The sequence below is a fragment of the Ruegeria sp. HKCCD3925 genome, from assembly GCF_057221175.1.
In genome coordinates this window covers 382,671-408,484 of sequence record NZ_JBWVBI010000001.1, presented here as the reverse complement: position 1 = coordinate 408,484, position 25,814 = coordinate 382,671, and the positions used below count along the sequence as shown (strand labels likewise).

General features: G+C 55.2%; 27 protein-coding genes and 1 pseudogene. 14 read left to right on the top strand and 14 right to left on the bottom strand.

Going from position 1 to position 25,814, the window contains the following annotated elements; genetic code table 11:
- Nucleotides 1-19: 19 nt before the first annotated feature.
- From gluQRS to AC2TEM_RS02035, 4 genes and pseudogenes are all read right to left on the bottom strand, one after another.
- Nucleotides 20-865 (bottom strand): tRNA glutamyl-Q(34) synthetase GluQRS, encoded by an 846-nt coding sequence (gene gluQRS / locus AC2TEM_RS02050; RefSeq protein ID WP_170421537.1) that lies wholly within the window; start codon nucleotides 863-865, stop codon nucleotides 20-22.
- Entirely contained in the window at nucleotides 862-1,476 is a 615-nt protein-coding gene (locus AC2TEM_RS02045) for a class I SAM-dependent methyltransferase (RefSeq protein ID WP_170421540.1), read from the bottom strand. Before AC2TEM_RS02045 ends, gluQRS begins: the two co-directional genes overlap by 4 nt.
- Before the next feature lie 38 nt (nucleotides 1,477-1,514).
- The gene (gene trmFO / locus AC2TEM_RS02040) at nucleotides 1,515-2,855 is read right to left on the bottom strand and encodes a methylenetetrahydrofolate--tRNA-(uracil(54)-C(5))-methyltransferase (FADH(2)-oxidizing) TrmFO (RefSeq protein ID WP_170421543.1); all 1,341 of its coding nucleotides are present in this window, start codon (nucleotides 2,853-2,855) and stop codon (nucleotides 1,515-1,517) included.
- Between the two features lie 252 nt (nucleotides 2,856-3,107).
- Nucleotides 3,108-3,902 (bottom strand): annotated as a pseudogene (locus AC2TEM_RS02035) (enoyl-CoA hydratase); the annotation flags it as partial.
- 49 nt (nucleotides 3,903-3,951) lie between these two features.
- Between AC2TEM_RS02035 and AC2TEM_RS02030 the strand changes: the two are divergent.
- Complete coding sequence (locus AC2TEM_RS02030; RefSeq protein ID WP_170421549.1) at nucleotides 3,952-4,395, top strand: PaaI family thioesterase; 444 nt, start codon at nucleotides 3,952-3,954, stop codon at nucleotides 4,393-4,395.
- A 60-nt stretch (nucleotides 4,396-4,455) separates the two neighbouring features.
- Here the strand turns inward: AC2TEM_RS02030 and AC2TEM_RS02025 are convergent, their stop codons facing one another.
- Nucleotides 4,456-4,683 carry a YjiS-like domain-containing protein gene (locus AC2TEM_RS02025; RefSeq protein ID WP_170393113.1) on the bottom strand — a complete coding sequence of 76 codons (228 nt, stop codon included), beginning with the start codon at nucleotides 4,681-4,683 and terminating at the stop codon, nucleotides 4,456-4,458.
- A gap of 99 nt (nucleotides 4,684-4,782) precedes the next feature.
- Here AC2TEM_RS02025 and AC2TEM_RS02020 point away from each other — a divergent pair, with 99 nt between their 5' ends.
- Entirely contained in the window at nucleotides 4,783-6,186 is a 1,404-nt protein-coding gene (locus AC2TEM_RS02020; protein WP_170421552.1) for an aminotransferase-like domain-containing protein, read from the top strand.
- 3 nt (nucleotides 6,187-6,189) lie between these two features.
- On the opposite strand, the gene AC2TEM_RS02015 is transcribed toward AC2TEM_RS02020, so the two are convergent.
- Complete coding sequence (locus AC2TEM_RS02015) at nucleotides 6,190-6,555, bottom strand: nuclear transport factor 2 family protein (RefSeq protein ID WP_170421555.1); 366 nt, start codon at nucleotides 6,553-6,555, stop codon at nucleotides 6,190-6,192.
- Between the two features lie 239 nt (nucleotides 6,556-6,794).
- Here AC2TEM_RS02015 and rplM point away from each other — a divergent pair, with 239 nt between their 5' ends.
- A complete protein-coding gene (gene rplM / locus AC2TEM_RS02010) occupies nucleotides 6,795-7,253 on the top strand; it encodes a 50S ribosomal protein L13 (protein ID WP_039536983.1) in 459 nt (152 codons plus the stop codon).
- 6 nt (nucleotides 7,254-7,259) lie between these two features.
- Nucleotides 7,260-7,745 carry a 30S ribosomal protein S9 gene (rpsI, locus tag AC2TEM_RS02005; protein ID WP_039535473.1) on the top strand — a complete coding sequence of 162 codons (486 nt, stop codon included), beginning with the start codon at nucleotides 7,260-7,262 and terminating at the stop codon, nucleotides 7,743-7,745.
- Nucleotides 7,746-7,805: 60 nt separating this feature from the next.
- Here rpsI and AC2TEM_RS02000 read toward each other — a convergent pair whose 3' ends face one another.
- The 8 genes from AC2TEM_RS02000 to AC2TEM_RS01965 all read right to left on the bottom strand — a co-directional run bounded on the left by AC2TEM_RS02000 (nucleotide 7,806) and on the right by AC2TEM_RS01965 (nucleotide 16,233).
- Nucleotides 7,806-8,966 carry an ABC transporter substrate-binding protein gene (locus tag AC2TEM_RS02000; RefSeq protein WP_170608863.1) on the bottom strand — a complete coding sequence of 387 codons (1,161 nt, stop codon included), beginning with the start codon at nucleotides 8,964-8,966 and terminating at the stop codon, nucleotides 7,806-7,808.
- A gap of 30 nt (nucleotides 8,967-8,996) precedes the next feature.
- The gene (locus AC2TEM_RS01995) at nucleotides 8,997-10,883 is read right to left on the bottom strand and encodes an AMP-dependent synthetase/ligase (protein WP_170421561.1); all 1,887 of its coding nucleotides are present in this window, start codon (nucleotides 10,881-10,883) and stop codon (nucleotides 8,997-8,999) included.
- 5 nt (nucleotides 10,884-10,888) lie between these two features.
- Entirely contained in the window at nucleotides 10,889-11,662 is a 774-nt protein-coding gene (locus tag AC2TEM_RS01990) for an ABC transporter ATP-binding protein (protein ID WP_170405694.1), read from the bottom strand.
- Nucleotides 11,659-12,423, bottom strand: a complete 765-nt coding sequence (locus AC2TEM_RS01985; RefSeq protein ID WP_170421563.1) for an ABC transporter ATP-binding protein — start codon at nucleotides 12,421-12,423, stop codon at nucleotides 11,659-11,661. Before AC2TEM_RS01985 ends, AC2TEM_RS01990 begins: the two co-directional genes overlap by 4 nt.
- Nucleotides 12,420-13,517: a branched-chain amino acid ABC transporter permease gene (locus AC2TEM_RS01980; protein ID WP_480855969.1), complete on the bottom strand. Its 1,098-nt coding sequence runs from the start codon at nucleotides 13,515-13,517 to the stop codon at nucleotides 12,420-12,422. The genes AC2TEM_RS01985 and AC2TEM_RS01980 overlap by 4 nt, the downstream gene beginning before the upstream one ends.
- A 4-nt stretch (nucleotides 13,518-13,521) precedes the next feature.
- Entirely contained in the window at nucleotides 13,522-14,397 is an 876-nt protein-coding gene (locus AC2TEM_RS01975; RefSeq protein WP_170393104.1) for a branched-chain amino acid ABC transporter permease, read from the bottom strand.
- 42 nt (nucleotides 14,398-14,439) lie between these two features.
- Nucleotides 14,440-15,468 (bottom strand): alcohol dehydrogenase catalytic domain-containing protein, encoded by a 1,029-nt coding sequence (locus AC2TEM_RS01970; RefSeq protein ID WP_170421569.1) that lies wholly within the window; start codon nucleotides 15,466-15,468, stop codon nucleotides 14,440-14,442.
- 210 nt (nucleotides 15,469-15,678) lie between these two features.
- Entirely contained in the window at nucleotides 15,679-16,233 is a 555-nt protein-coding gene (locus tag AC2TEM_RS01965) for a hypothetical protein (protein WP_170421572.1), read from the bottom strand.
- Between the two features lie 182 nt (nucleotides 16,234-16,415).
- Between AC2TEM_RS01965 and AC2TEM_RS01960 the strand changes: the two genes are divergently transcribed.
- From AC2TEM_RS01960 to AC2TEM_RS01915, 10 genes are all read left to right on the top strand, one after another.
- Entirely contained in the window at nucleotides 16,416-16,574 is a 159-nt protein-coding gene (locus AC2TEM_RS01960; protein ID WP_170608866.1) for a hypothetical protein, read from the top strand.
- 362 nt (nucleotides 16,575-16,936) lie between these two features.
- Entirely contained in the window at nucleotides 16,937-17,116 is a 180-nt protein-coding gene (locus AC2TEM_RS01955; RefSeq protein ID WP_170608868.1) for a hypothetical protein, read from the top strand.
- A 226-nt stretch (nucleotides 17,117-17,342) separates the two neighbouring features.
- Complete coding sequence (locus tag AC2TEM_RS01950; protein ID WP_170421575.1) at nucleotides 17,343-17,924, top strand: L,D-transpeptidase; 582 nt, start codon at nucleotides 17,343-17,345, stop codon at nucleotides 17,922-17,924.
- 69 nt (nucleotides 17,925-17,993) lie between these two features.
- A complete protein-coding gene (locus AC2TEM_RS01945) occupies nucleotides 17,994-18,443 on the top strand; it encodes a c-type cytochrome (RefSeq protein WP_170392477.1) in 450 nt (149 codons plus the stop codon).
- A 396-nt stretch (nucleotides 18,444-18,839) separates the two neighbouring features.
- Nucleotides 18,840-19,445: a c-type cytochrome gene (locus AC2TEM_RS01940; RefSeq protein ID WP_480855968.1), complete on the top strand. Its 606-nt coding sequence runs from the start codon at nucleotides 18,840-18,842 to the stop codon at nucleotides 19,443-19,445.
- 9 nt (nucleotides 19,446-19,454) lie between these two features.
- Nucleotides 19,455-20,354, top strand: coding sequence for a c-type cytochrome (locus AC2TEM_RS01935; RefSeq protein WP_170421581.1), 900 nt, complete (start codon nucleotides 19,455-19,457; stop codon nucleotides 20,352-20,354).
- Nucleotides 20,355-20,393: 39 nt separating this feature from the next.
- Nucleotides 20,394-21,764, top strand: coding sequence for a multicopper oxidase family protein (locus tag AC2TEM_RS01930; protein ID WP_170421583.1), 1,371 nt, complete (start codon nucleotides 20,394-20,396; stop codon nucleotides 21,762-21,764).
- Nucleotides 21,764-22,237, top strand: a complete 474-nt coding sequence (locus AC2TEM_RS01925) for a c-type cytochrome (RefSeq protein ID WP_170392473.1) — start codon at nucleotides 21,764-21,766, stop codon at nucleotides 22,235-22,237. Before AC2TEM_RS01930 ends, AC2TEM_RS01925 begins: the two co-directional genes overlap by 1 nt.
- Nucleotide 22,238: 1 nt before the next feature.
- The gene (locus AC2TEM_RS01920) at nucleotides 22,239-22,967 is read left to right on the top strand and encodes a DsbA family protein (RefSeq protein WP_480790388.1); all 729 of its coding nucleotides are present in this window, start codon (nucleotides 22,239-22,241) and stop codon (nucleotides 22,965-22,967) included.
- Between the two features lie 325 nt (nucleotides 22,968-23,292).
- Nucleotides 23,293-25,803, top strand: a complete 2,511-nt coding sequence (locus AC2TEM_RS01915) for a heavy metal translocating P-type ATPase (RefSeq protein ID WP_170421587.1) — start codon at nucleotides 23,293-23,295, stop codon at nucleotides 25,801-25,803.
- Nucleotides 25,804-25,814 lie beyond the last annotated feature (11 nt).

The window sequence follows — 25,814 nt, the reverse complement described above, 5'->3', positions numbered from 1 at the left end:
GCCTCTGATGGTGGTCAGGTCAAATGTCCACCATCTTTCTGATTTCAGCAGGAGATGCTCCTTGTTCGCGATAAAGCGAGATGGCGCGTGCGTCGTCACGTTTTGCGAGGCGTTTGCCGTTGTTGTCCCGGATCAGACGGTGATGATGATAAACAGGTGTCGGCAAACCAAGCAGCCCTTGTAAAAGGACATGTATCTGCGTGGCATCGAACAAATCCTCGCCCCGGACCACATGGGAGATGTTCTGATCCGCATCATCAACCACGACGGACAGGTGATACGAACTGCCCATATTGCGCCGAACGAGAATGATGTCGCCAACCGCGTTCATGAGGTTGTGCGCATCAAGCTCATGCGTTCCCAAATACTTCGCACCAGTTTCACAAAATCCACGAAGTTCGGATGCCTTGATTGCCTTGTGCATGTTCAGGCGCAGAACATCCCCAGCTGAAGCATCCGACAAAGGGCGGTCGCGGCACGTGCCTGGATAGATGCGCCCGTCAGGTCCGAACTGGGGTACACCTTCCTGCGGAGCACCGGCCGCAGATTCGATATCGGCACGATTGCAGCTGCAAGGGTAGACAAGGCCCATGTTTTTCAGAATTTCCAATGCCTCTCTGTATCGCGGCAGCCTGTCCGACTGGCGCATCGCCGGGTGCGGCCAGCGCAGTCCAAGCCAGTGCAGGTCGTCGTAGATCTGGGTTTCCCAATGGGACCTGGATCGCGATTGATCAATATCTTCGATCCGTAAAAGAAATGATCCACCCGCAGCCCGTGCCTGATCAAACGCAAGAAGCGCGGAATAGGCATGCCCCAAATGCAGCGGACCTGTTGGCGATGGCGCAAAACGCGTTGTGAATGTCACGTTTTTTCAACAACATAAACGTCTGATTTCATGTCCATACCCGGTAGATGCGGACCGTATTCGCGGAATAACAGCCTTGCGTGACCCATGTCCAGCCAGTCGTTCAGCCGCCCGGTGTAGGTGCGGTCAGCCAAAGTGTGATCGTTGAAGGAAAACGCCAGATATCCGCCACGTGGCAGCGCGTTCATAAGTAGATCAAAGGTTTCAGGCGGCGCGGCACCAACGCCGATGACGCCAATGCATGTTATGGCTGAGTAAGCCTCGGCCTCAATGGGGTTGGGATCAGTAACTTCGAAGTTTATCAAGTTGCGATAAACCCCCTTGGCAGCGGCACCTTCCAGCATCTTTGGTGTTGGATCCATCCCATCGATGACACGAAAACCCGCCTTGCGAAGTGCTAAACCCGACAACCCGGTACCGCATCCGTAGTCCAGCACTGGCGCATCAGCATCTGAGACAAAGGATTTCAATGCTGCCGCAACACGGTCAGGGGTGACATATCCGTGCTCACCGACTTCATCATCGTATGAGGCCGCCCATTTTTGGTAGTGATCGTGCGTTTCCTGGGCAGAATTCAGATTGTATGTGTCTTTCAGAAACTTATCGCTCATACCTTACATGTTAGGCGCAGGCTGGGGGCGACGTCCAGTCAACACTGCTTTACCCAATCGCTCCAGACTTCTTTTGCGCGATCGGTATAGGCCTTGTAGCGGTCCTTGCGGCCTCGGCGCCCCCCCTTCAGGCCGTCGACCGGACGAAACAAACCGAAATTCACGTTCATCGGCTGGAAGGTCTTGGCTTCGGCGCCGCCCGTGATGTGGTGGATCAATGCGCCCATCGCACTGTCTTGCGGTACGTCGGGAAGGGATCGGCCTAGTATTTCGGCAGCGGCCAAACGGCCTGCCAAAAGGCCCATCGCTGCGCTTTCCACATACCCTTCCACCCCCGTGATTTGCCCCGCAAAACGAATATTTGGCCTAGACTTAAGCCGCATCTGCGCGTCCAGCAAAGTCGGAGAGTTGATGAAAGTATTGCGGTGAATGCCACCCAATCGCGCAAAGCTGGCATTTTCCAGACCCGGTATCATACGAAATACCTCGGTCTGCGCTCCGTACTTCATCTTGGTTTGAAAACCGACGATATTGAACAACGTGCCCAAGGCATTGTCGCGCCGCAATTGGACGACGGCATAAGGTTTTACGTCCGGTTGATGCGGATTTGTCAGGCCAACAGGTTTCATCGGGCCATGGCGTAAAGTTTCACGACCGCGCTCGGCCATAACCTCGATCGGCAGACAGCCGTCGAAATAACCAGCGGTCTCTCCCTCGTGGAATTCGGTCTTATCTGCAGCCAGCAGCGCATTAATGAAGGCTTCGTGCTGGTCACGATCCATCGGACAGTTGAGGTAGGCGGTGCGCTCTTCCTCAGTCTCGCCCTTATCGTAGCGTGACTGCATCCAGGCTTTGCTCATATCAATGCTGTCTGCATAGACGATGGGGGCGATCGCGTCGAAAAAGGCCAGCGCCTCGGCACCAGTCTCTGCGCGAATGGCTTCCCCCAATGCGGGCGAGGTCAACGGCCCGGTTGCAAAGATCCACTTTCCGTCTTGGGGTAGACTGGTAACTTCTTCCGCTGAGACCGAGACCCGTGGATGGGCCTTCAGCTTGGCAGTTACGGCTTCGGCAAAAGGATCACGGTCAACCGCAAGCGCGCCACCCGCAGGCAGGCGATGGCTATCTGCGGTCGTCATGATCAACCCGTTTGCCGCGCGCATTTCCCAATGCAGCAAGCCGACTGCATTCTGTTCATCATCATCCGATCGGAATGAGTTCGAACACACCATCTCGGCCAGATTGCCGGTCTGGTGTGCAAACGTGCCCACATTAGGACGCATTTCGTGGATCACAACATCCACGCCCATTTCCGCTGCCTGCCAGGCGGCCTCGGACCCGGCCATGCCGCCGCCCACGATATGCAATGTCTCTGTCATGTGCTGCCAAATAGGGCAGAGCAGCGCCATGCGCAATGCGCAGTAATCGCTTTAGTTCTGAGGGGGATTCTTGGGGTCGCCGCTGCGGGAATGTCAACGCCGGTGAGAGAAACCAGCTTGGAGGGACCTTCCGCCCACGGCGACCCAAAAGTATGGTCAGGCCTTGGCCTTGACCCAGCTTTGCCACAGTGTCGCCCTTTTGAAAAGTGAAAAAATGCGAACAGTCGGCAAAAAATGTATTAAATAATTGCGTTACTGGTGCCAATCAGGCGGGCGCTTTTCGATAAAGGCACTAATTCCTTCCTCAGTATTCCGGTCCATCATATTCTGTGCCATTACCTCGGCGGTATAATCGTATGCCTGATCAGTCCGCATTGTAATCTGTTGATAAAAAGCGGTTTTACCGATTTTTACCGCACTGCTGAGCTTGCCTGCCAACTTCTCGGCCAACGCATTGGTTTCATCTTCCAACAAGTTCTCGGGAACCGCTCGATTGATCAGACCCAGCTCAGCCGCGCGTTCGGCGGTGATAAAATCACCGGTCGTGAGCATTTCAAACGCCTGTTTCCGCGGTATATTCCGGCTGAGAGCCACCATCGGAGTGGAGCAGAACAAGCCGATATTGACACCATTTACGCCGAACCGTGTGCCCTCGGCCGCGATTGCCAGGTCACAGGTTGCTACAAGCTGACACCCTGCGGCAGTGGCGATCCCGTGCGCTTGGGCGATCACGGGTTGGGGCAGGGACTGAATGGACATCATCATCTTGGCACATCGGTCGAACAGATCCTGAAAATAGGAAAGCCCACCATCGGGTGCCTGCCGCCCCTGGGTCATCTGTTTCAGATCGTGCCCCGCGCAAAACGCTTTCCCCGCACCGGAAATAACAACAACACGAATCGACTTGTCTTCGCGCAGCGCATCGAACTCTGCCTGAAGGGCCGCCAGCATTTCATCGCTGAGGGCGTTCAACCGCTCAGGCGCGTTCATTCGAAGCCGTGCAATCGCACCTGTGTCGTGACGTTCCAGAATTGCCATCTTGCCCTCCCGCTGGCGTTCAGGCCAACTCTAGGCGGGCAGAGCGACGAGGGGAAGCATGTCATTAGCACTGAACAAGCAAGAATTGACGGAATACCTGGCGCAGGTGTTTCCACAGGTTCATAGCGACTTTGTCGTCGAGGATCTGACAGAAGCAAACATCACCATGCGCCTGAGGGTCGAAGACCGTCACCTACGCCCCGGAGGCACAGTATCTGGTCCGTCCATGTTCGGGCTGGCTGATGTCAGTGTATATGCAATGGTTTTGGCACGGAAAGGTCGGCAATCTCTGGCTGTCACCACCAACAGTTCTCTGGATTTCTTGCGCAAGCCGGAAGGCGGGGCGGACCTGATTGCCGAGTGTAAGTTGTTGAAATTAGGTAGAACGCTGGCTGTTGGGGATGTGCTGATTTACTCGGAAGGCTCTGACAAGCCCGTCGCGCGGGCCAGCATGACCTATTCGCTTCCTCCAGAAGGCTCAGCCGCTGCTGCCTTTGGGTAAAAAAAGGCCGGGGATAAACCCCGGCCAGGAAGAGGTCCCTTAGATGGGACTGGGGATAGTCTATTTCATCCAGAAATAGCGGCTGACTTCTGCATCTGCCCGATGGCGGGTCAGCCCGACATCGCGGAGCAGCCTGTCATCCAGCTTACCTAAGTTTACCCGGCTGCGGCGGCGTTGTTCCCATTGTGTGACCGACGCCGCAAACCGCACGGCCAGCGCGGCGATCAGCGGCAGCCGAGGGCTGTCGTTCAGCAGCAAGAGGGCGGGGTTGTGCATTGCGCGTGTCATCTTGGGTATCCTTTCAAATTGTATTGACACAAAGTAAAAATGTTCGGTACACTGCTTTGATACATTCAGCATTGTGTCGAAATCAAAGGAAGAATTGTAATGGATACAATTTGGCCAGAGGCGCTACCGAAATCCAAAGGTCCAAAATATACTCTGGTCGCTGACACGATCCGAAAAGCGATAGAAAACAAAACGCTGGAGGTTGGAAAGAAACTGCCTCCGGTGCGTGAGTTAGCGTATCGATTAAAGATTACACCAGGCACTGTCGCGCGCGCCTATACGATCCTGACCGACGAAGGTTTGCTACAAGCCGAGGTCGGGCGTGGTACATTTGTAGCCCCGCCGAGATCGCCCATTCTGGATGATGTCTGGTCGCGGCAGCTACATCTGAGGGACGACAAATATGAATCCAATGTCAGCCTGTTCAGCCCACGCTTGCCGGATGTGGGGCAGGTGACATTAATCCGCGAATGCCTTGAAAAGGTTGCAAAAGGCGATCCGCGGATGTTTATGAACTATCCGACCCGAGATGCCTACCTACCCGTGCGCCAGGTTGTGGCCGACTGGTTGTCAGATCTTCCTCTGGGCTCAATTAATGCAGATGACATTGTACTGACACATGGTGGGCAAAGTGGCATTTGCGTTGTGTTCCAGACCGTTCTGAAAGATCCAAAACCCATCGTGTTGGTTGAGGACTTGTCTTATGCCGGGTTCAGACGGGCAGGTGAGTTGATGCGCGCCGAGGTTGTCGGGGTAAAAATGGACAAATGGGGCATAAGCCCCGATGCGCTGGACCACATTCTCAGGCAAACGAAGGCGCAGGCGATCTGCGTCTCACCCGAAGTGCAGAACCCAACGGGCGGGCATTCACCTTTGGAGCGGCGCAAAGAAGTTGTCGAGATTGCGCGAAAGCATGAATTACAGATCATCGAAGACGATTGCTATCGCATGGGCGAGGCCCGCGCGCCCAGCTATCGTGCTTTGGCACCCGAACGGGGCTGGCATGTTTCGTCAATTTCGAAAACTCTAACACCAGCATTACGGGTAGGTTTCGCCATCGCACCGAAAGAGCAGAGCGTCGATCTGCGGCGTTCTGCAGAATACGGGTATTTCGGGCTCGCCCAGCCTTTGGCTGAGTTGACGCGGTTGCTGTTGGGACATCCAGAGGCGAGGCAACTTGCAAAAAACGTCCGTACCAAGATGGGCGAATATGTACGTGTGGCGGTAAACGCCCTGGGTGGCTTCGATCTAAACTGGGATTCGGAGATTCCCTTCGTCTGGCTTCATTTGCCTTCCGGTTGGCGGTCTGCTGCGTTCAGCCGGGCGGCCGAGCGGGAAGGTATTCAGCTGCGATCGGCCGATGAATTCGCGCTGCGGGATGGTCGCGCGCCAAATGCCGTTCGTATAGCGGTGAATGGGCATGTCTCGCTCGAGAAGTTCGAAGATGCCATGCTGCGTCTGCGCGCGCTGCTCGATAACCCACCCGAACAAATAAGCGTCTAGCCGCTATTGCACTGGGGCAGGGTCGCCAAAAAAGCCCGCCAAATGTGCAATCTTGCCATCGGCATCGAGACGAATGAAATCATGCCCGGTAACCATAATGGACCCATCGGAAGCAATCATATGCCAGGTGAAGTGGACTACATCATGGTGTGAATTCGGCTCACTGGTCAGCTCAACTCGGCCCTTTGTATCACTCAGAACCGCTCCGATATGGGCATTGAGTTGATCTCTGCCGGAAACTTCTGCAGTTGGATCGACGTAACGACCAGTTTGTGCAAAACACTGCTCAAGAAGGCTCAGTCGCCTTTCGGGATCGGTCGACTGCCATGCCGCACCATAGGCAGCGATAACCTGTTCCAATTCTTGCATAGCCACCTCCGACATTGGATGATCTTGGTTGAGTCTAGCTTAACTAAGCTACGCAAAATTGGATATGCCGAAGAAATTTTGGGGTAAAATAATACCTATTTTATAAGTTATTGTTATTGATAGATATATTATACTTTGCCTGTATTGACCTGCATAACTAGTAGGTCTAAACCCCCTCCATCGAATTCGGGCCGCTCCGCCAAGGGGCGGTCTTTCACATCAAACAGGACTATCCTGCCATGAAAACCTTTTCTGCAACACCTGCAGACATCGACAAGAAATGGATCCTGATCGACGCCGAGGGCGTTGTTCTGGGCCGTCTTGCCTCGATCGTCGCCATGCGCCTGCGTGGCAAGCACAAAGCGTCGTTCACACCCAACATGGACATGGGCGACAATGTCATCGTGATCAACGCTGACAAAATCCAGATGACCGGCAAGAAGCGCGAAGAGAACTTCTACTGGCACACTGGCCACCCGGGCGGCATCAAGTCGCGCACCAAGCAGCAGATCCTGGAAGGTGCACACCCCGAGCGCGTCGTGACCCAAGCGGTCAAGCGCATGCTGCCGGGCAACCGTCTGGCGCGTCAGCAGATGACCAACCTGCGCGTTTATGCTGGTGCCGAGCATCCTCATGAGGCGCAAGCGCCCGAAGTTCTGGACGTAAAGTCCATGAACAAGAAAAACACCCGGAGCTAATGACCGATGGCTGATCAGATCAATACTCTCGAAGAGCTGAGCGCCGTCGCAGGCGTTGAAACCGTGGCCGAAGAAGTTATCGTACGTGAACCCGTACGTGACGAGCTGGGTCGTTCCTACGCCACCGGCAAGCGTAAAGACGCTGTTGCCCGCGTCTGGATCAAGCCGGGTTCCGGCAAGGTCACCGTAAACGGCAAGGATCAGGACAAGTATTTTGCGCGTCCCGTTCTCCAGCTGATCCTGCGCCAGCCGTTCCAGGTTGCTGGTGTGGAAGGTGAGTTCGACGTTGTTGCAACCGTCAAAGGCGGTGGCCTGACCGGTCAGGCCGGTGCGGTCAAGCACGGCATCTCGAAAGCGCTGCAACTGTACGATCCGTCGCTGCGTGGCGCTCTGAAAGCCGCTGGCTTCCTGACCCGCGACAGTCGCGTTGTGGAACGTAAGAAATACGGTAAGCGCAAAGCGCGTCGTTCGTTCCAGTTCTCGAAGCGTTAATCGCTACGGATACCGAATTGGAAAGGGCTCGCAACTGCGAGCCCTTTTTCCTTGGTCGGTTTATTCTTCGTAAACCAGTTTCCACGCACCATTTTCGACGACGCTGACAAATACAGAGTCAGCACCCTGATGGTCATTGGGCCCATAGGTGATCTGGTTGCCGACCAACTCATCCATGTAATCCAGAGATTCCATCGCGGCAATGAAGCTATCATGCGTCAGATCAGGACCTGCAGCTTCAAGTGCTTTGACCATCATCTCGGCCGCTGAATAGCCCAGCATTGAAAATCCGACCGGGTCTTCGCCCGTAGCCTCTTTGTATTCAGCAATAAATGCTGCCGGGGCGGGCTCTTCGGCGCGCGCCCAGAGATCCAGCCACGAGGCCGCCGCATAGAAACCGTCGGTCACACCACCGGGCACCTGCGCCACCACGGTTAGGAAGCTGGCAGAGGTGCCGAGGAACTTCATGTCGGTCAGGCCCATTTTCTTGGCCGTTCCAACAACGGTGATTGCCTGACGCACGCCGAGCGCCATCGTGACGATGTCACAACCTTCTTCTTTAAGCTTGCTCAAGGACCCCACGAAATCCGTCTCGTCCGGTTTATGGGTGGTCTCAGCGCCGAAAGTGATGCCAGCCTCTTCGGCTCCCGCTTTGCTGCCTTCCAGAATTTCCTCACCGAAATCAGTAGGCAGGTACATGGTGCAAACGGTTTGCGATCCAAATTCACCGTTCAGATACTTCACCCCGATCCGAGCTTGATCGTAATAGGTCGAGAACGAGGTGAACTTGTTCTTCATCGGCTCTTGCAGCATTTGCCGCGCGGCGGTCAAGGGGGCGACATTAGGAATACCTTTCGGGTCCAGCAGCTTGAACCCAGCAACATTCATCGGCGTACCCAGCGACTGCAACATCGCGAAAACCTTGTCACGGTTCAGCAGCTTGTTATAGCCCTGCATCGCGCGTGGCATCTGATAGCCGTTATCCTCGACGACAAAGCGGATCTTGCGGCCATGCACGCCACCCTCGGCGTTGACGCGATCAAAGACCACATTTGCGCCTTTGGTGGCCGGAACGCCCACGGCAGCGAAGATGCCGCTGAGGTCGTTGACTGAGCCAATGACGATCTCGTCATCTGTCACGCCTTGTGTTTGCGCCCAGCTGATCGTGGCAGATGCAGTCAATGCCGTCGCTGCGGCAAGGCCCTTAAACAAGTGTTTCATACTTCTCCTCCCTGTTGGGTCGCCCCTTAACTAATTGTACATATCTTCAATGAGATGTGCGTGTTTCTTTTCCACCAGACCACGTTTGAGTTTCATAGTCGCCGTCAGCTCCTCATCTTCGGCAGTGAGCAACACGTCGATCAGCCGGAAATCCTTGATCTGTTCGACCCGCGCAAAGTCCTTATTGACCGCTGCGATTTCATTGCCGATCAACTCCGTCACTTCGGACGCAGCACAAAGGGAAGAAAAGTTCGAAAAGGGGATCTTGCGCTCTTGTGCGAATTTCTCAACGTTTTCCTGATCGATCATGATTAGCGCCGTCAGGTACTTGCGCCGATCCCCGATGATCACCGCGTCCGAGATATACTGGCTGAACTTCAACCCGCTCTCGATCTCTGCGGGCGTGACGTTCTTACCGCCCGCAGTAATGATGATGTCCTTGAGGCGCCCTGTGATGGTGACAAAGCCTTCCTCGTCGATATGCCCCATATCCCCAGTGCGCAGCCAGCCGTCACAGGTGAAGCTTTCGGCTGTTTTGGCATTGTTGCGCCAGTAGCCCTGAAAGACGTTCAGGCCTTTGACCTGAATTTCTCCGTCATCCGAGATGCGCAGGTCGTTGCCAGGAACAGGTTTCCCAATGGTGCCGATCTTGTTGGCCTCAAGCGTGTTCAGCGCTGCTATGCCGGCGGTTTCGGTCATACCGAAGCCCTCGACAATGGGCACACCAATTGCCCAATACCACCTGAGCAAATCGGGAGAGATCGGCGCTGCACCTGAGCCGCCTCGGCGGAGACGATCTAAGCCCAGCATCCGGCGCAGGTTGCGCAGAACAAGCCGATCCCAAAGCCAAAACTGCATAGCGATCGGTGCTGGAACAGGTTTGCCTGCAAGGATAAATTCAGCCCGCGCCATTCCAGACTTGAGCGCCTGTGCAAAGGCGAAACGCCCTGTGGGCGTTGCTTCTTTCGCCATGAACATGACCTGCGAGTAGATCTTCTCCCACACGCGAGGGACGGCAGTGAAGGTGGCGGGAGAGACCTCTTGCAGGTTGGAGAACACTGTCTCGGGGCTTTCAGCGAAATTCACAGTAGTCTTCATCGCAAGCGGGTAGTAGATCGACACGTCGCGTTCGAGGATATGACAGAGCGGCAAAAAACATAGCTGTTCGTCGGTTGATTGGGAGGGCAGGGAATGCGCCCCTGCCTCTATCGCGGCCATGATGTTCTCATGGCTTAGCATGGCGCCTTTGGGATTACCGGTGGTACCTGACGTATATATGAGCAGGGCGGTGTCTTGTGACGTGGTTTCAGCGATTTCTGCTTCGAATGCGCCGGGTTCATCGACCTCAGCCTGTTGCCCCAGAGCATACAAGTCCTCGATCATCATGCAACGCGGATGATCCAGGTCGTGCAGGCCTTCATCCTCAAGGATAATGACCTTGAGCAGATCGGACAGATCCGCCTCGACTTCGAGGAACTTGTCCAACTGCTCTTCATCTTCAACGATCAGAAACCGGCTGCCACTGTCATTGATCAGGTATTTTAACTGGCTGGCCGAATCTGTGGTGTAGACGCCCGAAGCAATCCCTCCGACACACTGGATGCCCATGTCGAACCACGCCCATTCCTTGCGGTCTTCGGACAGGATCGAGACAACCTCGCCACGTTGCAGACCCAGCTTGCGCAGGGCCAGCCCGATCCATTTGGCGTGTTGCCAGTAGTCGGCCCATGAGTAGGATTTCCAGATGCCGAAGTCCTTCTCGCGATGCGCCGTACGCTGTCCCAGTTCGGCACAGCGTTTCTGGAATAGCTCGCATATCGTGACACAGCCATCGACTCGCAGGGGTCTCTGACCGGGCGTAGCGTTGAACTGCACACCGTTGATACTGGTCTGAGGGGGCAGGGGGCTTGCGTCCATCCAGCTCACCTCCACGTCTTTTTGCGTTTCCAGCGACGGTTTTCTCGCGCGCCTTCTTCCTGAACGCCCAGATAGAAGTTCTGAATGTCCTCGGATTGCAGCAAGGTTTCAGCCGCACCATCCATAACGATCCGTCCGATCTCCATTACATAGCCATGATGGGCGAGTTCCAGTGCTGCATTAGCGTTCTGCTCGACCAGCATCATTGTCATGCTCTGTTCGTCATTCAGGCGTTTGAGAATGCCAAAAATCTCTTGCACCAGCAGCGGCGATAGGCCCAGCGAAGGCTCATCCAACAGCATGATACGCGGGTTAGCCATCAGGCCGCGCCCAATCGCCAGCATCTGCTGTTGCCCGCCGGATAGAGTGCCAGCCTCCTGATTGCGGCGGTCTTTCAACACAGGAAAGTAGGAAAACACCAGATCGCGGTCATGATCGATCTGTCCTTTATCCGACAGGGTATAAGCCCCAAGGTTCAGGTTCTCGTCGACGGTCAAAAGTGGAAAGACCTCGCGTCCCTCGGGCACATGGACGATGCCTTTTTGCACGACCTTGTGAGGTTCCGATCCCTGTATTTGCTGACCGTCAAATGTGATTGAACCTTTTTCGGGATCCATCACGCCTGAGATTGTTTTCATCAGCGTTGTCTTGCCCGCGCCATTTGCGCCCAGGATTGAAACGACCTGCCCTCGATGCACGTCCAATGACACGCCACGAATGGCCATGATCGGGCCATAAAAGCTTTCAACATTGCGAATGCTAAGGATCGGTTGGTTCATGAAGCTTTGCCCAAATAGGCCTCTACCACAGCAGGATGAGATTGAACTTCGGCTGGGGTTCCAAGGGCAAGCTTCGCTCCGTCGGCCATGGCAAGAACCCGGTCGGATACGCCCGAGACCAGACCCATATCATGCTCTACCATAAGCACGGTAATGCCCATCTGACGCCGGATGTCATCGATCCACCAACGCATATCTGTGGTCTCTTCCACCGATAGGCCCGAGGCGGGTTCATCCAACAGCAGGAGTTTTGGATCGGTGGCCAACGCTCGGGCGACTTCGACCACCTTACGCACGCCATAGGGTAAGCCCGAGATCATCTTGTCACGAAAGGCCTGGAGGTCGAGGAAGTCGATGATCTCTTCTACCTTTTCTCGGTTCTCGATCTCCTGCCTGCGAGCTGAGGGCGAGAACAGAATTTCCGAGATCAGATTGGTTTTGCGGTGCCGGTGGCGCCCGACCAGGAGGTTCTGCAAAACGGTCGCATGTTCGAACAGTTCAATGTTCTGGAACGTCCGCGCGACGCCATAGGCCGCGACACCCGAGGGCTTGATACGCAGCAGATCATGCCCGTCAAAGTGGATCGCACCTGCATAAGGATCATAGAAGCGCGAAATCAGGTTGAAGACCGTTGATTTGCCTGCGCCGTTGGGACCGACGATGGCGAACACCTCACCTTCTTGCACGTTGAAGGACAGATCATCCACAGCAGTCAGACCGCCGAATTTCAGGGTAACGTTTTCAAACTCCAGCAAGCTCATCTCAGACGCTCCGTCTTGAGATAGGACTTTTGTCTTTTGAACATGTACTTGCGGTAGAAGGGGAACAGTTCGAACCACGTCCGGATTTTTAGCCACCGACCATACAGACCCATCGGTTCGAACAGAATAAAGGCGATCAGGATCATGCCGAAGATGCCGAATTCGAGCCCCGGAATGGCGACCGTATTGCCGCCAAACAGGGCTGCTGCGTATTCTTTTGAAATCGACAGAAACTGCGGTAGGAAACCGATCACGATTGCGCCCAAAAACGCGCCATGGATCGAACCCAGACCTCCGATAACGATCATCATCAGCAATTGGATGGAAATTACGACACTGAAGGTCTCGTTATTGAACGCCCCAGAGAACATACCCATCAATGCGCCTGCTAGTCCGGTGACGGCGCAGGAGAGGGCGAAAGAGATCGTCTTGGTGCGCGCGATATCCACACCCATCGCCTGCGCTGAGACCTCAGAGTCTCGTACGGCGATGAAGCTGCGGCCCAAGGGCGCGCGCAATAGGTTGATATAGCCCAGTGTCACGATAACGGCGACGGCCAGCACCAGCCAGAAAAACGGGGCCGGGGTGGCCCAACGATCGACCAGATGTCCGAAGATTTCGACACCACCCAGATATTTACCCGCGACGCCTCCGGTGACGGGTTCGGCCAGAACGATGATGTCGTCCATGAGCACAGACAGAGCCAGGGTGAAGATCGCAAGATAGATGCCATGCAGGCGCAGGGCAGGAATAGCGACGGTCGCTCCGACGATGCCGGTCAACAGACCCGCCAGAGGGAAAGCGATGAGGAATGGTACTCCAGCCTCGATCAGGATGACATTGGCATAGCACCCAACGGCCAGAAAGGCGGCATGGCCAAGGCTGGCCTGCCCGGTGTGGCCGGTTAGGATCATCAAGCCCAAACCCGCGATGGCCCAGATCAGAACATTGGTCAGTTCGCCAAGATAAAAGTCATCCAACCACCACGGCGCAGCGGCTACGACCGCCAACAGGATCAGATAGAGGCTAAGCTGATAGCCATCCTTCCACGGGCGAATGTCCTGCATATAGTTTGTTTTGAAAACAATCCGCATGCGATCAGACCTTCTTGACCCGCACCTGGCTGAACAGCCCATGCGGTCGAAAGATCAGAACTGCCAGCAACAGCGCATAAGGCGCGATCTGACTGTACCCGGCTGCGATATAGCGGCTGGCAAAGGGCTCGATTACGCCGACGATTAGCCCGCCGGCCAAAGCGCCGGGCAGGCTGCCGAATCCGCCTATCACAGCTGCTGCAAATGCCTTGATTCCCAGAAGCCCAGTTGTGGGATCGACCGAGCCTTTGGCCGCGAACAAAATTCCGGCAATCCCAGCGACAACTCCGGCCAATGCCCAGATTAAGCCCTGAACCCGCTTGACCGGGATCCCCATGTAATAGGCCGCCAACTGGTTTTGAGACGCACCTTGCATGGCAAGCCCCAGCTTGGTCTTGCTGAAGAACACATAAAGACCCCAGGTCAGTAGGACGGTGACAACAATCACGGCCACGTCCTCCATCCCCAGCACAAGACCACCGAACCGGATTTCCTTACCAGCCAATGGGTTCTGCAGTGTTTGCGGCTCGTGCCCCCAGATCAGACCAGCTGCAAACCTGATCACAAAGCCCAAGGCGATGGTTAGGATCACGACGGCAGTCTGACTTTCGCCAAAGACGCGGCGGATGATCAGCCGATCGATCAGATACCCAAGTGCGCCCATAATCCCCAGTGAAATCGGTAGCGCCAGCCAGAAGGGCAGCCCCATATATTCCGTATTCGTAAGGCCAATAGTGACAAACGCACCCAGCATCATGAAATCGCCCTGCGCAAAATTCACTGCCTCGGTGGCTTTGTAAATCAGTACAAAGCCAAGGGCGATCAGGCCGTAGACACAACCATTCGCCAGCCCGCTAATCAGCAGCTGTGCGTTATCCAATCTCACCCTCCCTAAGCCGGTTAAGTCCGGCGCTTTGTTCTACTATGGAGTGATTATCACCTTCCCGTCACTCTTTTTCAGAGCATCCGCCAGATTTGGCAGCACTTCTCGTAGCGAAAGCCGTGCGGAAACATCTGTGCGCCAGCGCCCATCTGCAAATCGCGCCTGCACTTCGCTGACAACTCGCATTTGATCAGCCGGGGGTGTGTCCATCATCCAGCGGGTCAGCCAGAAGCCCTCGATTCGTTTGCTCATGAAGATCAACTGGCCCATCTGAGTCAACTTCGGCATTTCCGTACTGAGTTTTCCATAGCAAACCCACCGCGCGCCATTGGGCATCGCGCAGAACACCTGCTCTGACAGTTGGTCGGCAACCGCGTCGAGAAAAACATGAGGTTTCAGATCTGCACTGATCGTGGCAAACCGCGTCGGCGCATCCGTATCGCTGGTCACGACCACCTCTGCCGCACCCAGGCCTTTTAACATCTCGACCGTTTCGGCGCGCCGCACCAGAGCGATCGGTTTCAACCCAAGATCCCGTCCAAGGCTGCACATCAACTTACCAAGCTGGCTGGTTGCGGCAGAGACTACAAAAGCCTCGCCCTCAGCCCGTGCGATATCCAACATCGCCATTGCGGTTAGCGGGTTTACGATCTGCGCCGCCCCGTCTTCATCCGAGATTTCGGGGCGCAAGGGGATACACATCTGGGCCTGCGTCACAACATACTCGGCCCAGGCACCAGAGCCTGCTGCCACAAAGGCCACGCGCTGATCCAGCAGGGCGTCAGCCCCGGTACCGGTGGCAACAACATCTCCGCACCCCTCGAACCCTGCTGCGGCGCCTTTGACCCGCGGTTGACCATATTCTCCTTTGATAAAATGGATATCTGAAGGATTCACCGAGGCAGTGCGCACTTTGATCAACACTTGTCCCGCCTTTGGGACAGATACAGGCAGTTTAGCCTCCGCTAACCAGTCCGAGGCATTCTCCAGCGTCGGTCCCGTGGCTGTGCCGGAATATCCGTCCTGCGTCTGAACAACGGCAAACATGGTGTCGGGCAGGGTGGTCATCGTTCGATCCTTCTTTGATGCGAGTTCAGCACGAGGCCTTCATCGTCACAATGTAACACACTGACAAAAGGTTTTATTTTTACAAAACAATCTCAAGAAAGCAATCAAACACGGTGAGCTATGTCAATTGGGTAATGCCGTAAAGTGACGCAAATTAAGTCGCATCCCGACCGGGTGAACCAGCCCTCTTGGGGCTGGTTCTAGAATTGATCACTGCTGCGTCATCAGATTGCGCAGATCCTGTATCTTCGCGACAACCAGCTCAGGCGACGCTTTGATCTCGTCGAGGATCTTCATAACCTGTGTTTTGATGTCCTGAGACAAGGCGCTTTCCTGAACTGACGTGACGATTGCGTCATAGTCGAAATTCTGCGCGGTCAGCATGCCGTCCTGAACCCACGAGTTGAACAGTTCCTGTCCCTGACCGGCAAGCGCTGCGACCTGATCGCCAGCTGCTGAGGCTGCATCATTGGCCTGCTCGGTCAAAGATGTAGCAGCGTCGCTGGCCTGTTCCGATACCGAAGATGCAGCTTCCGAGGCCTGATCCGCAATCGAGGACGCAGCCTCGGATGCTTGTTCAGTCGCCGCCTCAACGGCATTAGCAGCGCCCTCTTGTATTGCCGAGGCTGCTTCACCAACCGCCTCTGAGGCATCTTCAGCCGCCGATTGCAACTGCTCGGCAGGGGTTGGTTCAGGTTTTGTGGCGAAATAGTAAGCGCCTCCGCCGATAACGGCGATGGCTACGATAAGTAAAAGACGCGACATTGGATGTCTCCTTCAAATGATGTGTCGCTCAGATGGGGTTAAGGTACGTTAAAGCAAAGGGGAAAACACGTGAGTTTGCAGCATATTGCGGGTTTGAGCCACACTGCGCTGATTGACACTGCAGGCAGTGGCAACATCATGCCATCCATTGCAGGAATCGCAATACAAGCAAAGAAACAGCCTTGAAGGATGAATTGATTTATGGCGGAGAGACAGAGATTCGAACCCTGGGTGGGCTTGCACCCACAACGGTTTTCGAGACCGTGTTCTACATCAAAACAGAAGTCCTTGCATTAAGAAACAAGGGCTTTGTGGCGGCAAGATGGGCAGGTTCGGCATAGAAAGCGGGCAGGGGTGTCATAAGAAAGCATTAAAGTGATTTATGGTGAGTGACCTATGTCAGCGGTTGCCGAACGCCCATTGAAGATCCTTAGTGCGGAACCGGAATTTTTTGGAACCACTCCGCGTGACTTTCTAACACCAAATCTTTTTCGCTCGAAACAGTAGGCTAGGAAAGTAAAGCATTCCAGACGGCACACGTTTCTTGTGTCATTTCAATCAAATGTTCCGCGAAGAACCTCGCGATCAACTTAATGGTGAGTACGGTAACAGTATTCCGCTCCGAGGCTAATCCAGTCAACGAGGTGGTGCCTGCCCGTGCATCCAGACAAAGCTATTATGGCGACCGTTACGCGAGAGTATAGTGTCCAGTGAATCTGGGCCGCGTGCCAACGACCATACAGGTTATTGGGAAATCGATGCCATGACACAGGTCAAAGCTCTCGCAGGTGTTGCGCTCTTTACCGTTATTGGACCGACAACGGGCAGCAATCTGAACAAAGGCGATAGAAGCTCGGGAAAACGCTCCATGCTTGCGATCTAACTGTATTGACGTTGTTTTGGTGTGAGTACACAAAAATAGTTTCTTCTTCACAATGGCTTGACGATCTGAAGCCACCTTTGAAACCGCCCCATGTGCCCACGGCGGCGGCATTCCAGATGAAATATCCCTTACGCATAACCTGTTGTTTGTTGACCTTCCAGCGCGGGAACCGGGCATACAGCCCAAATGAGTCGTAAAGCAAGAATACACGTTTGGGGTGGCAGGCATGAAACCGAACAGGGATAGAAAGGCTGTTACGCGACGCGGAGTGATTGCCGCGTTTGCTGCGACAACTCTTTTTCCAGCACCGGCCGTTTGGGCCCAATCGATGACAACCCAAGGGACGCGCCGCAATGTTTCTTCATTCCGCGTTGCTAAATGGCAGGATCACTTTGATACGCTTAAGAATGGTGTGATCCTGTCCGATACACAGTCCAAGGTCCTGCAATATTGGTCAGAAGACGAGAGCGTCTATCGGATGTATCCAACCAGCGTGCCGCTGACGGAAGACCTTACAAGGCTGGGCTACACCACAGTAACTCGCAAGGTTGAGGGGCCATCTTGGCGACCGACACCAGCAATGAAAAAGCGCAACCCCGCTTGGCCCGACTATGTGGGCCCGGGTCCGGAGAATCCTCTGGGGACACATGCACTATATTTGAGCTGGCAATACTACCGGATCCACGGCACCAACGACACACGCAAGATCGGAAGAAGATCCTCCAATGGCTGCATCGGCTTGTACAATGAGCAGATCGCGGACTTGTTCGAACTGGCCACCGTGGGCACGCAGGTAAAACTGATCTGACCATGGTCAAGTCGGCTTTTCTGGACAGGCGCTTAAGCTCGGTAACTGACAACGACGTGAAATAGTAAAATGGATAAACTTACACTCATGATAGGCGGTGTGGCGATCGCAGGTGCCGTCGCAATCGTCTACAATCTAAATCAGCAACCAGCTGGCCATTCGATGACGACACCTGATACGTCGACGCTGGCGTCAGGAGACCCAATCCAAAACGTCAATCTACCGGACCAGCTAAGCGAATTTGCGGCCGTCGGCAAAGTGGCATTCGACGCAAAATGCTCGGCGTGCCATGGCGGGAATGCAACTGGTCTGGAGGGCCTTGCACCACCATTGGTGCATAAAATCTATGAACCAAGCCACCATTCGGACGAGGCATTTTACGTGGCCGTCCAGAATGGTGTTCGGGCACACCATTGGAAGTTCGGTAACATGCCGCCGGTCGATGGTTTGACCCGCGCGGATGTGAAGGGCATCGTGGCGTACATAAGAGAGTTGCAGCAAGAAAACGGGATTTTCTGAAGGTGACGAGTCGAGTGGGCACAGCAATTCGTTACTTCATCCTGTCAATTGCGCTGGCTATTGGCGGGCTACTTGTGACGGCCGATTCTGCTCATGCACATGGCGGTGATTCACAGCATGTGATTGACCAAACCGACTCTGCGGACGTCGAACATGTCAAGCAGGGTCATCCCGGGCATTGTCATGGCGGAGCGATCTGCAACGCTGTTGGACTATTTTTGATGGGTCCAACACCGCCTGGTCCCCAAGGCACGGAACGAAGATACTCGATCCCTCGAGCTCAATACCGGGTTCTTAGTATTAACGCGTTTGACCCACCACCGCCGCGTGTCCTGATCTGACGAGTCGAATTGCGCCCAAGATGGGCGCGTCGAAGCAGACAAAAAGGACAAAGAAATGAACATTCTAAAAATGACTACAAGCGTGGCCCTGGTTTCACTATTTGCGGCGGCCGCCCTGGCGCATGGTGGCGCAACCGGCATCGTCAAAGAACGCATGGACGGCATGTCCGCGATGAAGGACAGCATGAAGGTCCTTACACCGATGATGCAGGGGAAAACGCCCTACAATGCGCAAACGGTAAGAAGCGAAGCCAAGAAAATCGGAAGCCACGCCGGTGAAAGCATGACAAAGCTGTTTCCAGAGGGATCTGATGGCAAACCCTCGGAGGCCAAATCGCAAATCTGGCAGGATTGGGGTTCCTTTACAGAAATAGCCAGACAGTTGGAAATCTACTCAGAAGGCCTTGCGCTTTCGGCAGACAACGGGCTGATGGCGTCCGGATCGGGTCATGGTTCCGGCATGATGGGCGGCAAATCCATGATGGGAGGTGGTTCCATGATGGGAGGTGGTTCCATGATGGGAGGTGGTTCCATGATGGGCAGCGGGATGATGGCTGGCAGTCCAAACTTAGCACAGCTGTCTGAAATGCCGGCAGATGGTGTGTTCATGATGCTGAGCCAGACATGCTCGGCGTGTCACACGCGATTTCGGTCGGAATAGGAATGCATCATGAAGCCGATAATACGGTTGGGTCTTGCTACCGCCGTTACGGCGTCAGCAGGGTTTGTTGCTGTGATGGCTTGGCCGATTGGCCAGCCCTTACAAGCTCTCGACATTCAAGGTGACGTTAACCGCGGGGCGTATCTGGCAAGGGCAAGCGGCTGTATCGCCTGCCACACAGACTTTGCCAAAGGAGGTGCGCCCTTGGCCGGTGGGGTGGAGTTGGATTCCCCGTTCGGCACGCTCTTTTCGCCGAACCTGACCACAGATCCCGATCACGGGATCGGTGATTGGACCATCGAGGAATTTGCCCGCGCTGTGCGTCAGGGTGTGTCGCCCGACGGACAACCCTACTACCCGGCCTTTCCTTATCCGTTCTATGCCAACTTCACGGATCAGGACATCGCCGATCTTTGGGCCGCCTGGCAAACGGTTCCGCCAGTAGCGGAACCGTCAAAAGAGCAGGAAATGGTGTTCCCCTTCAATCAGAGATGGGGCCTGAAGCTGTGGCGGGCGGCATTTTTGGAACCGCCGCGGACCGATCCCGTGCCGGGCAATGATGATGTATGGAACCGGGGCCGGTTACTCGTTGAAGGTGCCACGCATTGTGCCGCCTGTCACACCGGGAGAAACCTGGCTGGCGCAAGAAATTCTGACACGGAACACTTCAAGGGAAGTGACTCACTGCCGGGCGGTGACAAGGCACCGGCCATCGACTTTGAGACCCTGCAAATGCGTGGGTGGACAGTTGATGATCTGGCCTACGCGTTGCGCACCGGCGTCATGCCTGATGGCGATGTCTTCGGCGGCGCCATGGGAGAGGTCGTAAACTATGGCACCAGCTTTCTGACAGACGAAGACCTGAAGGCAATGGCGACCTATCTGCTGGATGTGCACGACGGGGGATAATCCAGTGCGAGATCAAGTATTCTTTGGAAGGAAGTCCTAATGAAGCTCAATCGCAGGCAATTCGTTGCAGGCACGTCGGCACTAATCGCAGTGCCGACTATTGGGAGGTCGGCTACCGCCCCCCGAATAATCGAGGCGCGTTCAGGATTGGCGCGTGTTGCCCCCAACAACTATCCGGAAACCGAGATATGGGGATATGATGGCGGTGTTCCAGGCCCTGAAATTCGTGCCCGGCAAGGCGAAACGGTTCGCCGGACACTCCTGAACTCGCTACCTCAGCCTACAGCAATCCATTGGCACGGATTGCGGGTTCCGAACAATATGGACGGGGTGCCGGGCCTTACGCAGGAGGCTGTACCAACCGGCGGCAAATTTCAGTATGACTTGCCTCTAAAGGACGCGGGGACCTTCTGGTATCACTCTCACAACCAGTCAACGGAACAAGTGGCCAGGGGCCTTTACGGCGCGTTCATCGTCGACGAAACGGACCCGCCGGACACGGACCATGACATCACGATCCTTCTGGATGATTGGCGGTTGGGTAAGGACGCTCAAATAGTAGATGATTTTGGTGCAATGCATGATTGGACCCATGCAGGTCGGATGGGAAACTACGTTCACGCGCGCATATCGCCAATGACCGAAGTTTTGACGAACCAGCGATTGCGAATTCGAATGGTCAACGTGGCAACTGATCGGATCATGTATGTGTCAGTAGTTGGCGCAAACGGGAAACTGGTCGCTTATGATGGCATGCCTGCAAGGCAGCCAGAAGATTTCGAAACACTTGTTTTCGGACCTGCACAGCGAGCAGACTTGATCGTCGACGTCACAGCGGAATCGAACGAAGCCGTTCAAATAACTCTTCACGAACGCGATGAATCATTTGTTATCGCTGAGATCCCGGTTTCGGGAAGCGGTACATCTGCCAGCCGCGGTGAGATTGAAGCTCTGCCACCCAACCCTGTTTCTTTTCTTGAAGATGTTTCTGACGCCTTAAAGGTTCCATTGGTGATGGAAGGCGGGGCGATGGGCGGACTGCGTCAAGGTACTTACAACGGCCAAGTCATGAGCGCTAATGAGTTGGTTCAGGAAGGACAGATCTGGACATTCAACGGAGTCGCAGGTTTACCCGAAAACCCGCTCGCTTCCGTTTCGCGTGGCGACATAGTCCGTATTCAGATGCAGAACGACACTGTCTTTGCGCACGCCATGCACTTGCACGGGACGCACTTTCAGGAAGTTCTGCCGAACGGGAGCCTGGGACCGCTGCGAGACACAATACTGGTTGACCGGATGGAAACGCGGGAGATTGCGTTCGTTGCGGATATCCCGGGGGACTGGCTGTTTCATTGCCACATGCTGTCGCATCAGGCCGCTGGAATGAAGACCTGGCTGAGCGTGGCGTGATGAATAAGAGCGCGGCGAAATGGGTGTCACTAGCTGCTGTGGTGATCATTGTCGCGGTCGCTGGCTGGGGCCTGAGCGGGCGCGCACAAAACGGTGCATCAGCGGATTCGGCACGTGGTGCAGTTTTGTACGCCGAAAACTGCGCGTCATGCCACGGGGCAGATTTGGAGGGTCAACCAGATTGGCAGACACCTGATCCAGATGGCGTCTTGCGAGCTCCCCCGCATGACCGAACAGGGCACACCTGGCATCACGGCGACAAGCTGTTGTTCGATTATACAAAGCTTGGCGGGTACCAAACACTAAAACAGATGGGCGTCGCTGATGTCAAAAGCGGTATGCCAGGTTTCGAGGACACTCTGTCGGATCAGGAAATCTGGGACATCCTTGCCTTCATCAAGGAGAGTTGGCCGGATCGGGAACGCAAGCTGCAAGAGCAGCGCACCGAGGCAGAACAAACGGAAGGAAACTGACGTGAAACGATTTTTTGCAGGCTTAATTGCCATCACTATGTCGATTGGTGCTGCTATGGCGAGTGCTGACGAATTGTCTGACGCCGATGTAAAACGGCTTGCTCTGGAAGCCATTATGGAAAACCCTGAAATCATCATGCAGGCGATTCAATTGCTTCAACAGCACGAAGATCAGGCAAAAGCCGAAGCCATTGGAAACGTCTTGGAAAATCAGCGTGAATTGCTGGAACAGGATCCGAATGCGCCTGTCATCGGAAACCCGGAAGGTGATGTAACCGTAGTCGAGTTTTTTGACTATAACTGCCCATATTGCAAACGCGCGGCCCCGGTCTTGAAAAACGTAATCGCAGGCGATTCCGAAGTCCGAGTTGTTTACCGAGAATGGCCCATACTCGGAGAAGGTTCCGACTTCGCGGCTCGCGCCGCGCTTGCCTCACGTAATCAGGGAAAATATGAAGAATTTCATTGGGCGCTTATGGCTCTGAACGGTCGTGCCACTGAGGCCAGTGTCCTGAAAGTTGTTCGGGAACTTGGCCTGGACGAGGATCAATTGCGCGCAGACATGGAGGCGCTGGAAGTCGACGCGCATATTCAGGTGTCCATGGAATTGGCCCGGCAGCTTGGCTTCAGTGGCACCCCTTCGTTTGTGATTGGAGATGCGCTTGCCCCGGGTCTGATCGCCGAAGATGAAATGACCCGGCTAATCGAGGCAGTCAGAGACGCAAGATAGAACCAAGGGACGACAGCATTTGCGCTCCTAAACTTCTGTTGCGAACGTGGCTTCGCATCCCTCGGACTCTGAGCTGCAAGGATATCATCAAGTTGATTGGTGCTTAAGACACGTACCCTGCGGTTTTTCATGTCAAAGTCCAACTTTGCGGAGGAACTTACTGTGTCAATGGCTTTGTCTATAACTGACTTGCGGTGCCAGCAGCTCATATCCGGGATACTTAGCGTCGTCATGGATGATGAGAAAGAAAGTCAGCCTCATCCCTTGACCTTCCACTTGCTGGAACCCTTATGTTGCCCGTCAGCAGAACATACGTGGTGACAATATGACTGAAAATTTACATGCGCGGTTCCAGGTTCAGGGTATGAGCTGTGCTTCCTGCGTTGGGCGCGTCGAGCGCGCGCTGAAAGCTGTGCCAGGGGTAGATTCCGCTTCGGTTAATCTCGCCAGCGAAAGCGTTCAGGTCGATTTCCGCGATCCAGCCGATAAAGCGGCCATTGCTGATGCGTTAAACCGCGCCGGATATCCGGCGCGGACGGCAGAGGTCACTCTGGATATTCAGAACATGTCCTGCGCATCCTGTGTAGGGCGCGTTGAACGAGCCCTGGAAGCCGATGGCGGCGTCTTGTCCGCGTCGGTCAATCTGGCCACTGAAAGTGCAACTGTGCGTTATGCTGAGGGAGTCACAACACCCGAAGCCATAGCGGCGCATGCGGCATCTGCTGGCTATCCGGCGAGCCTGCGATCTGCAACGCAGACCGAACCACACGACCGCAAAGCGGCAGAGATCAGCCATTTGGCGCGGCGAACAAGCTTCGCCGCCTTGCTCGCATTGCCGGTATTCATTCTCGAAATGGGCTCGCATGTTATTCCGGGCATGCACCACCTGATAGCGAGCACCATAGGCATCCAGAACAGCTATTACCTGCAATTCCTTCTGACCACGATCGTTCTTTTTGGGCCAGGCTTGCAGTTCTACACCAAGGGATTCCCTTCCTTGTTCAGAGGCGCGCCGGACATGAATTCTCTGGTGGCTCTGGGCACTTCAGCGGCCTATGGGTTCTCGCTTATCTCGACCTTTGCGCCGGGTGTTCTTCCGGTCGGAACCGCAAATGTCTACTACGAGGCCGCAGCGGTGATCGTGGTTCTCATATTGCTCGGGCGATTCCTCGAGGCGCGCGCCAAGGGTCGAACTGGTGAAGCGATCCGAAAACTGGTCGGTCTGCAGGCAAAAACAGCGCGAGTTGAGCGCGACGGATCGGTTGTCGAGCTACCGATTGAGCAGATTGTTGTAGGTGATATTGTGCACGTTCGACCGGGCGAAAAAATCGCGGTGGATGGTGCCGTAATGACCGGCGCGTCATATGTCGATGAAAGCATGATCACCGGAGAGCCGGTTCCCGTCGAAAAAACCGAGGGCGCAACTGTGGTTGGGGGGACCGTAAATGGCGCGGGTGCATTGACGTACCGTGCTGAAAAGATCGGCGCAGACACTATGTTGGCCCAGATCATTCAGATGGTCGAACAAGCACAGGGTGCCAAGCTTCCGATTCAAGGCCTGGTCGACCGCATCACGCTGTGGTTTGTGCCGGTAGTGATCGCAGTGGCCGTTGTGACAGTGCTGGTATGGATGTTGTTCGGACCCGATCCCGCGCTTAGCCTGGCGTTGGTGGCCGGGGTTGCGGTACTGATCATTGCTTGCCCCTGCGCCATGGGGTTGGCCACACCTACTTCCATCATGGTCGGCACTGGCCGCGCTGCCGAGATGGGCGTCCTGTTCCGAAAGGGCGATGCCTTGCAAATGCTGCAGGAAACCACCGTTGTTGCGGTGGACAAGACGGGCACCCTGACCGAAGGGCGTCCGGAGCTGACCGACCTGATTGTGGCCGAAGGAATGACCGAAGACGAGGTTCTGCACCTTGTTGCTGCCGTTGAGGTCACTTCAGAACATCCAGTCGCCACAGCCATCGTGCGCGCGGCAGAAACCCGTGGTCTGGAGCTTTCCAAGCCAGAAGACTTCACGTCGATCACCGGTTACGGGGTAAGCGCCTCAGTCGAAGGCCATAAAATCCTGATCGGGGCCGACCGCTTGATGAGTCGCGAAGGGGTAGAAATGGGCGCGTTGTCTGATCGGGGCGCTGAACTCGCAATCAACGGAAAGACTCCACTTTATGCTGCCGTAGACGGGGCTCTCGCGGCCGTAATCGCTGTGGCGGACCCAATCAAAACCACCACGCCGGACGCAATCGAAGCTCTGCACGGGCTGGGCCTGAAAGTAGCGATGATCACCGGTGACAATGCCGCTACTGCCAAATCCATTGCGGCGCAGCTTGGCATCGATCATGTCGTGGCTGAAGTTCTGCCCGAGGGTAAAGTATCCGCGTTACAGGATTTGCGTTCAAATGGCGGAAAACTGGCCTTTGTGGGTGATGGCATCAATGATGCGCCTGCTTTGGCGGCAGCTGACGTAGGAATTGCGATCGGGACAGGCACTGACATTGCCATTGAGGCGGCTGACGTCGTTCTGATGTCAGGCGACCTGACGGGCGTGGTCAATGCCTTCGATATTAGTCAGCGCACCATGCGTAACATCCGCCAAAACCTGTTCTGGGCGTTCGGCTACAACACACTGCTCATACCGGTTGCGGCAGGGGTGCTTTATCCGTTTGGCGGCCCGCTGCTGTCGCCGGTTTTGGCCGCAGGTGCCATGGCGCTGTCCAGCGTATTTGTCCTGACCAATGCGCTGCGGTTGCGCTGGGTAAAGCCGATCAAAGTTGGGCGAGAACAGATCTCGCAGAACACCGAGCAAACGCTGCGTTCAGTGCATGCTGGATAGTATAGGAGAAC

Excerpts from the sequence above, each read along its gene's own strand:
- AC2TEM_RS02045 (WP_170421540.1), bottom strand. The coding sequence starts at position 1,476 with ATGAGCGATAAGTTTCTGAAAGACACATACAATCTGAATTCTGCCCAG.
- trmFO (WP_170421543.1), bottom strand. The coding sequence starts at position 2,855 with ATGACAGAGACATTGCATATCGTGGGCGGCGGCATGGCCGGGTCCGAG.
- AC2TEM_RS02030 (WP_170421549.1), top strand. The coding sequence starts at position 3,952 with ATGTCATTAGCACTGAACAAGCAAGAATTGACGGAATACCTGGCGCAG.
- AC2TEM_RS02025 (WP_170393113.1), bottom strand. The coding sequence starts at position 4,683 with ATGACACGCGCAATGCACAACCCCGCCCTCTTGCTGCTGAACGACAGC.
- AC2TEM_RS02020 (WP_170421552.1), top strand. The coding sequence starts at position 4,783 with ATGGATACAATTTGGCCAGAGGCGCTACCGAAATCCAAAGGTCCAAAA.
- AC2TEM_RS02015 (WP_170421555.1), bottom strand. The coding sequence starts at position 6,555 with ATGCAAGAATTGGAACAGGTTATCGCTGCCTATGGTGCGGCATGGCAG.
- rplM (WP_039536983.1), top strand. The coding sequence starts at position 6,795 with ATGAAAACCTTTTCTGCAACACCTGCAGACATCGACAAGAAATGGATC.
- rpsI (WP_039535473.1), top strand. The coding sequence starts at position 7,260 with ATGGCTGATCAGATCAATACTCTCGAAGAGCTGAGCGCCGTCGCAGGC.
- AC2TEM_RS02000 (WP_170608863.1), bottom strand. The coding sequence starts at position 8,966 with ATGAAACACTTGTTTAAGGGCCTTGCCGCAGCGACGGCATTGACTGCA.
- AC2TEM_RS01995 (WP_170421561.1), bottom strand. The coding sequence starts at position 10,883 with ATGGACGCAAGCCCCCTGCCCCCTCAGACCAGTATCAACGGTGTGCAG.
- AC2TEM_RS01990 (WP_170405694.1), bottom strand. The coding sequence starts at position 11,662 with ATGAACCAACCGATCCTTAGCATTCGCAATGTTGAAAGCTTTTATGGC.
- AC2TEM_RS01985 (WP_170421563.1), bottom strand. The coding sequence starts at position 12,423 with ATGAGCTTGCTGGAGTTTGAAAACGTTACCCTGAAATTCGGCGGTCTG.
- AC2TEM_RS01980 (WP_480855969.1), bottom strand. The coding sequence starts at position 13,517 with ATGCGGATTGTTTTCAAAACAAACTATATGCAGGACATTCGCCCGTGG.
- AC2TEM_RS01970 (WP_170421569.1), bottom strand. The coding sequence starts at position 15,468 with ATGACCACCCTGCCCGACACCATGTTTGCCGTTGTTCAGACGCAGGAC.
- AC2TEM_RS01965 (WP_170421572.1), bottom strand. The coding sequence starts at position 16,233 with ATGTCGCGTCTTTTACTTATCGTAGCCATCGCCGTTATCGGCGGAGGC.
- AC2TEM_RS01950 (WP_170421575.1), top strand. The coding sequence starts at position 17,343 with ATGAAACCGAACAGGGATAGAAAGGCTGTTACGCGACGCGGAGTGATT.
- AC2TEM_RS01945 (WP_170392477.1), top strand. The coding sequence starts at position 17,994 with ATGGATAAACTTACACTCATGATAGGCGGTGTGGCGATCGCAGGTGCC.
- AC2TEM_RS01940 (WP_480855968.1), top strand. The coding sequence starts at position 18,840 with ATGAACATTCTAAAAATGACTACAAGCGTGGCCCTGGTTTCACTATTT.
- AC2TEM_RS01935 (WP_170421581.1), top strand. The coding sequence starts at position 19,455 with ATGAAGCCGATAATACGGTTGGGTCTTGCTACCGCCGTTACGGCGTCA.
- AC2TEM_RS01930 (WP_170421583.1), top strand. The coding sequence starts at position 20,394 with ATGAAGCTCAATCGCAGGCAATTCGTTGCAGGCACGTCGGCACTAATC.
- AC2TEM_RS01925 (WP_170392473.1), top strand. The coding sequence starts at position 21,764 with ATGAATAAGAGCGCGGCGAAATGGGTGTCACTAGCTGCTGTGGTGATC.
- AC2TEM_RS01915 (WP_170421587.1), top strand. The coding sequence starts at position 23,293 with ATGACTGAAAATTTACATGCGCGGTTCCAGGTTCAGGGTATGAGCTGT.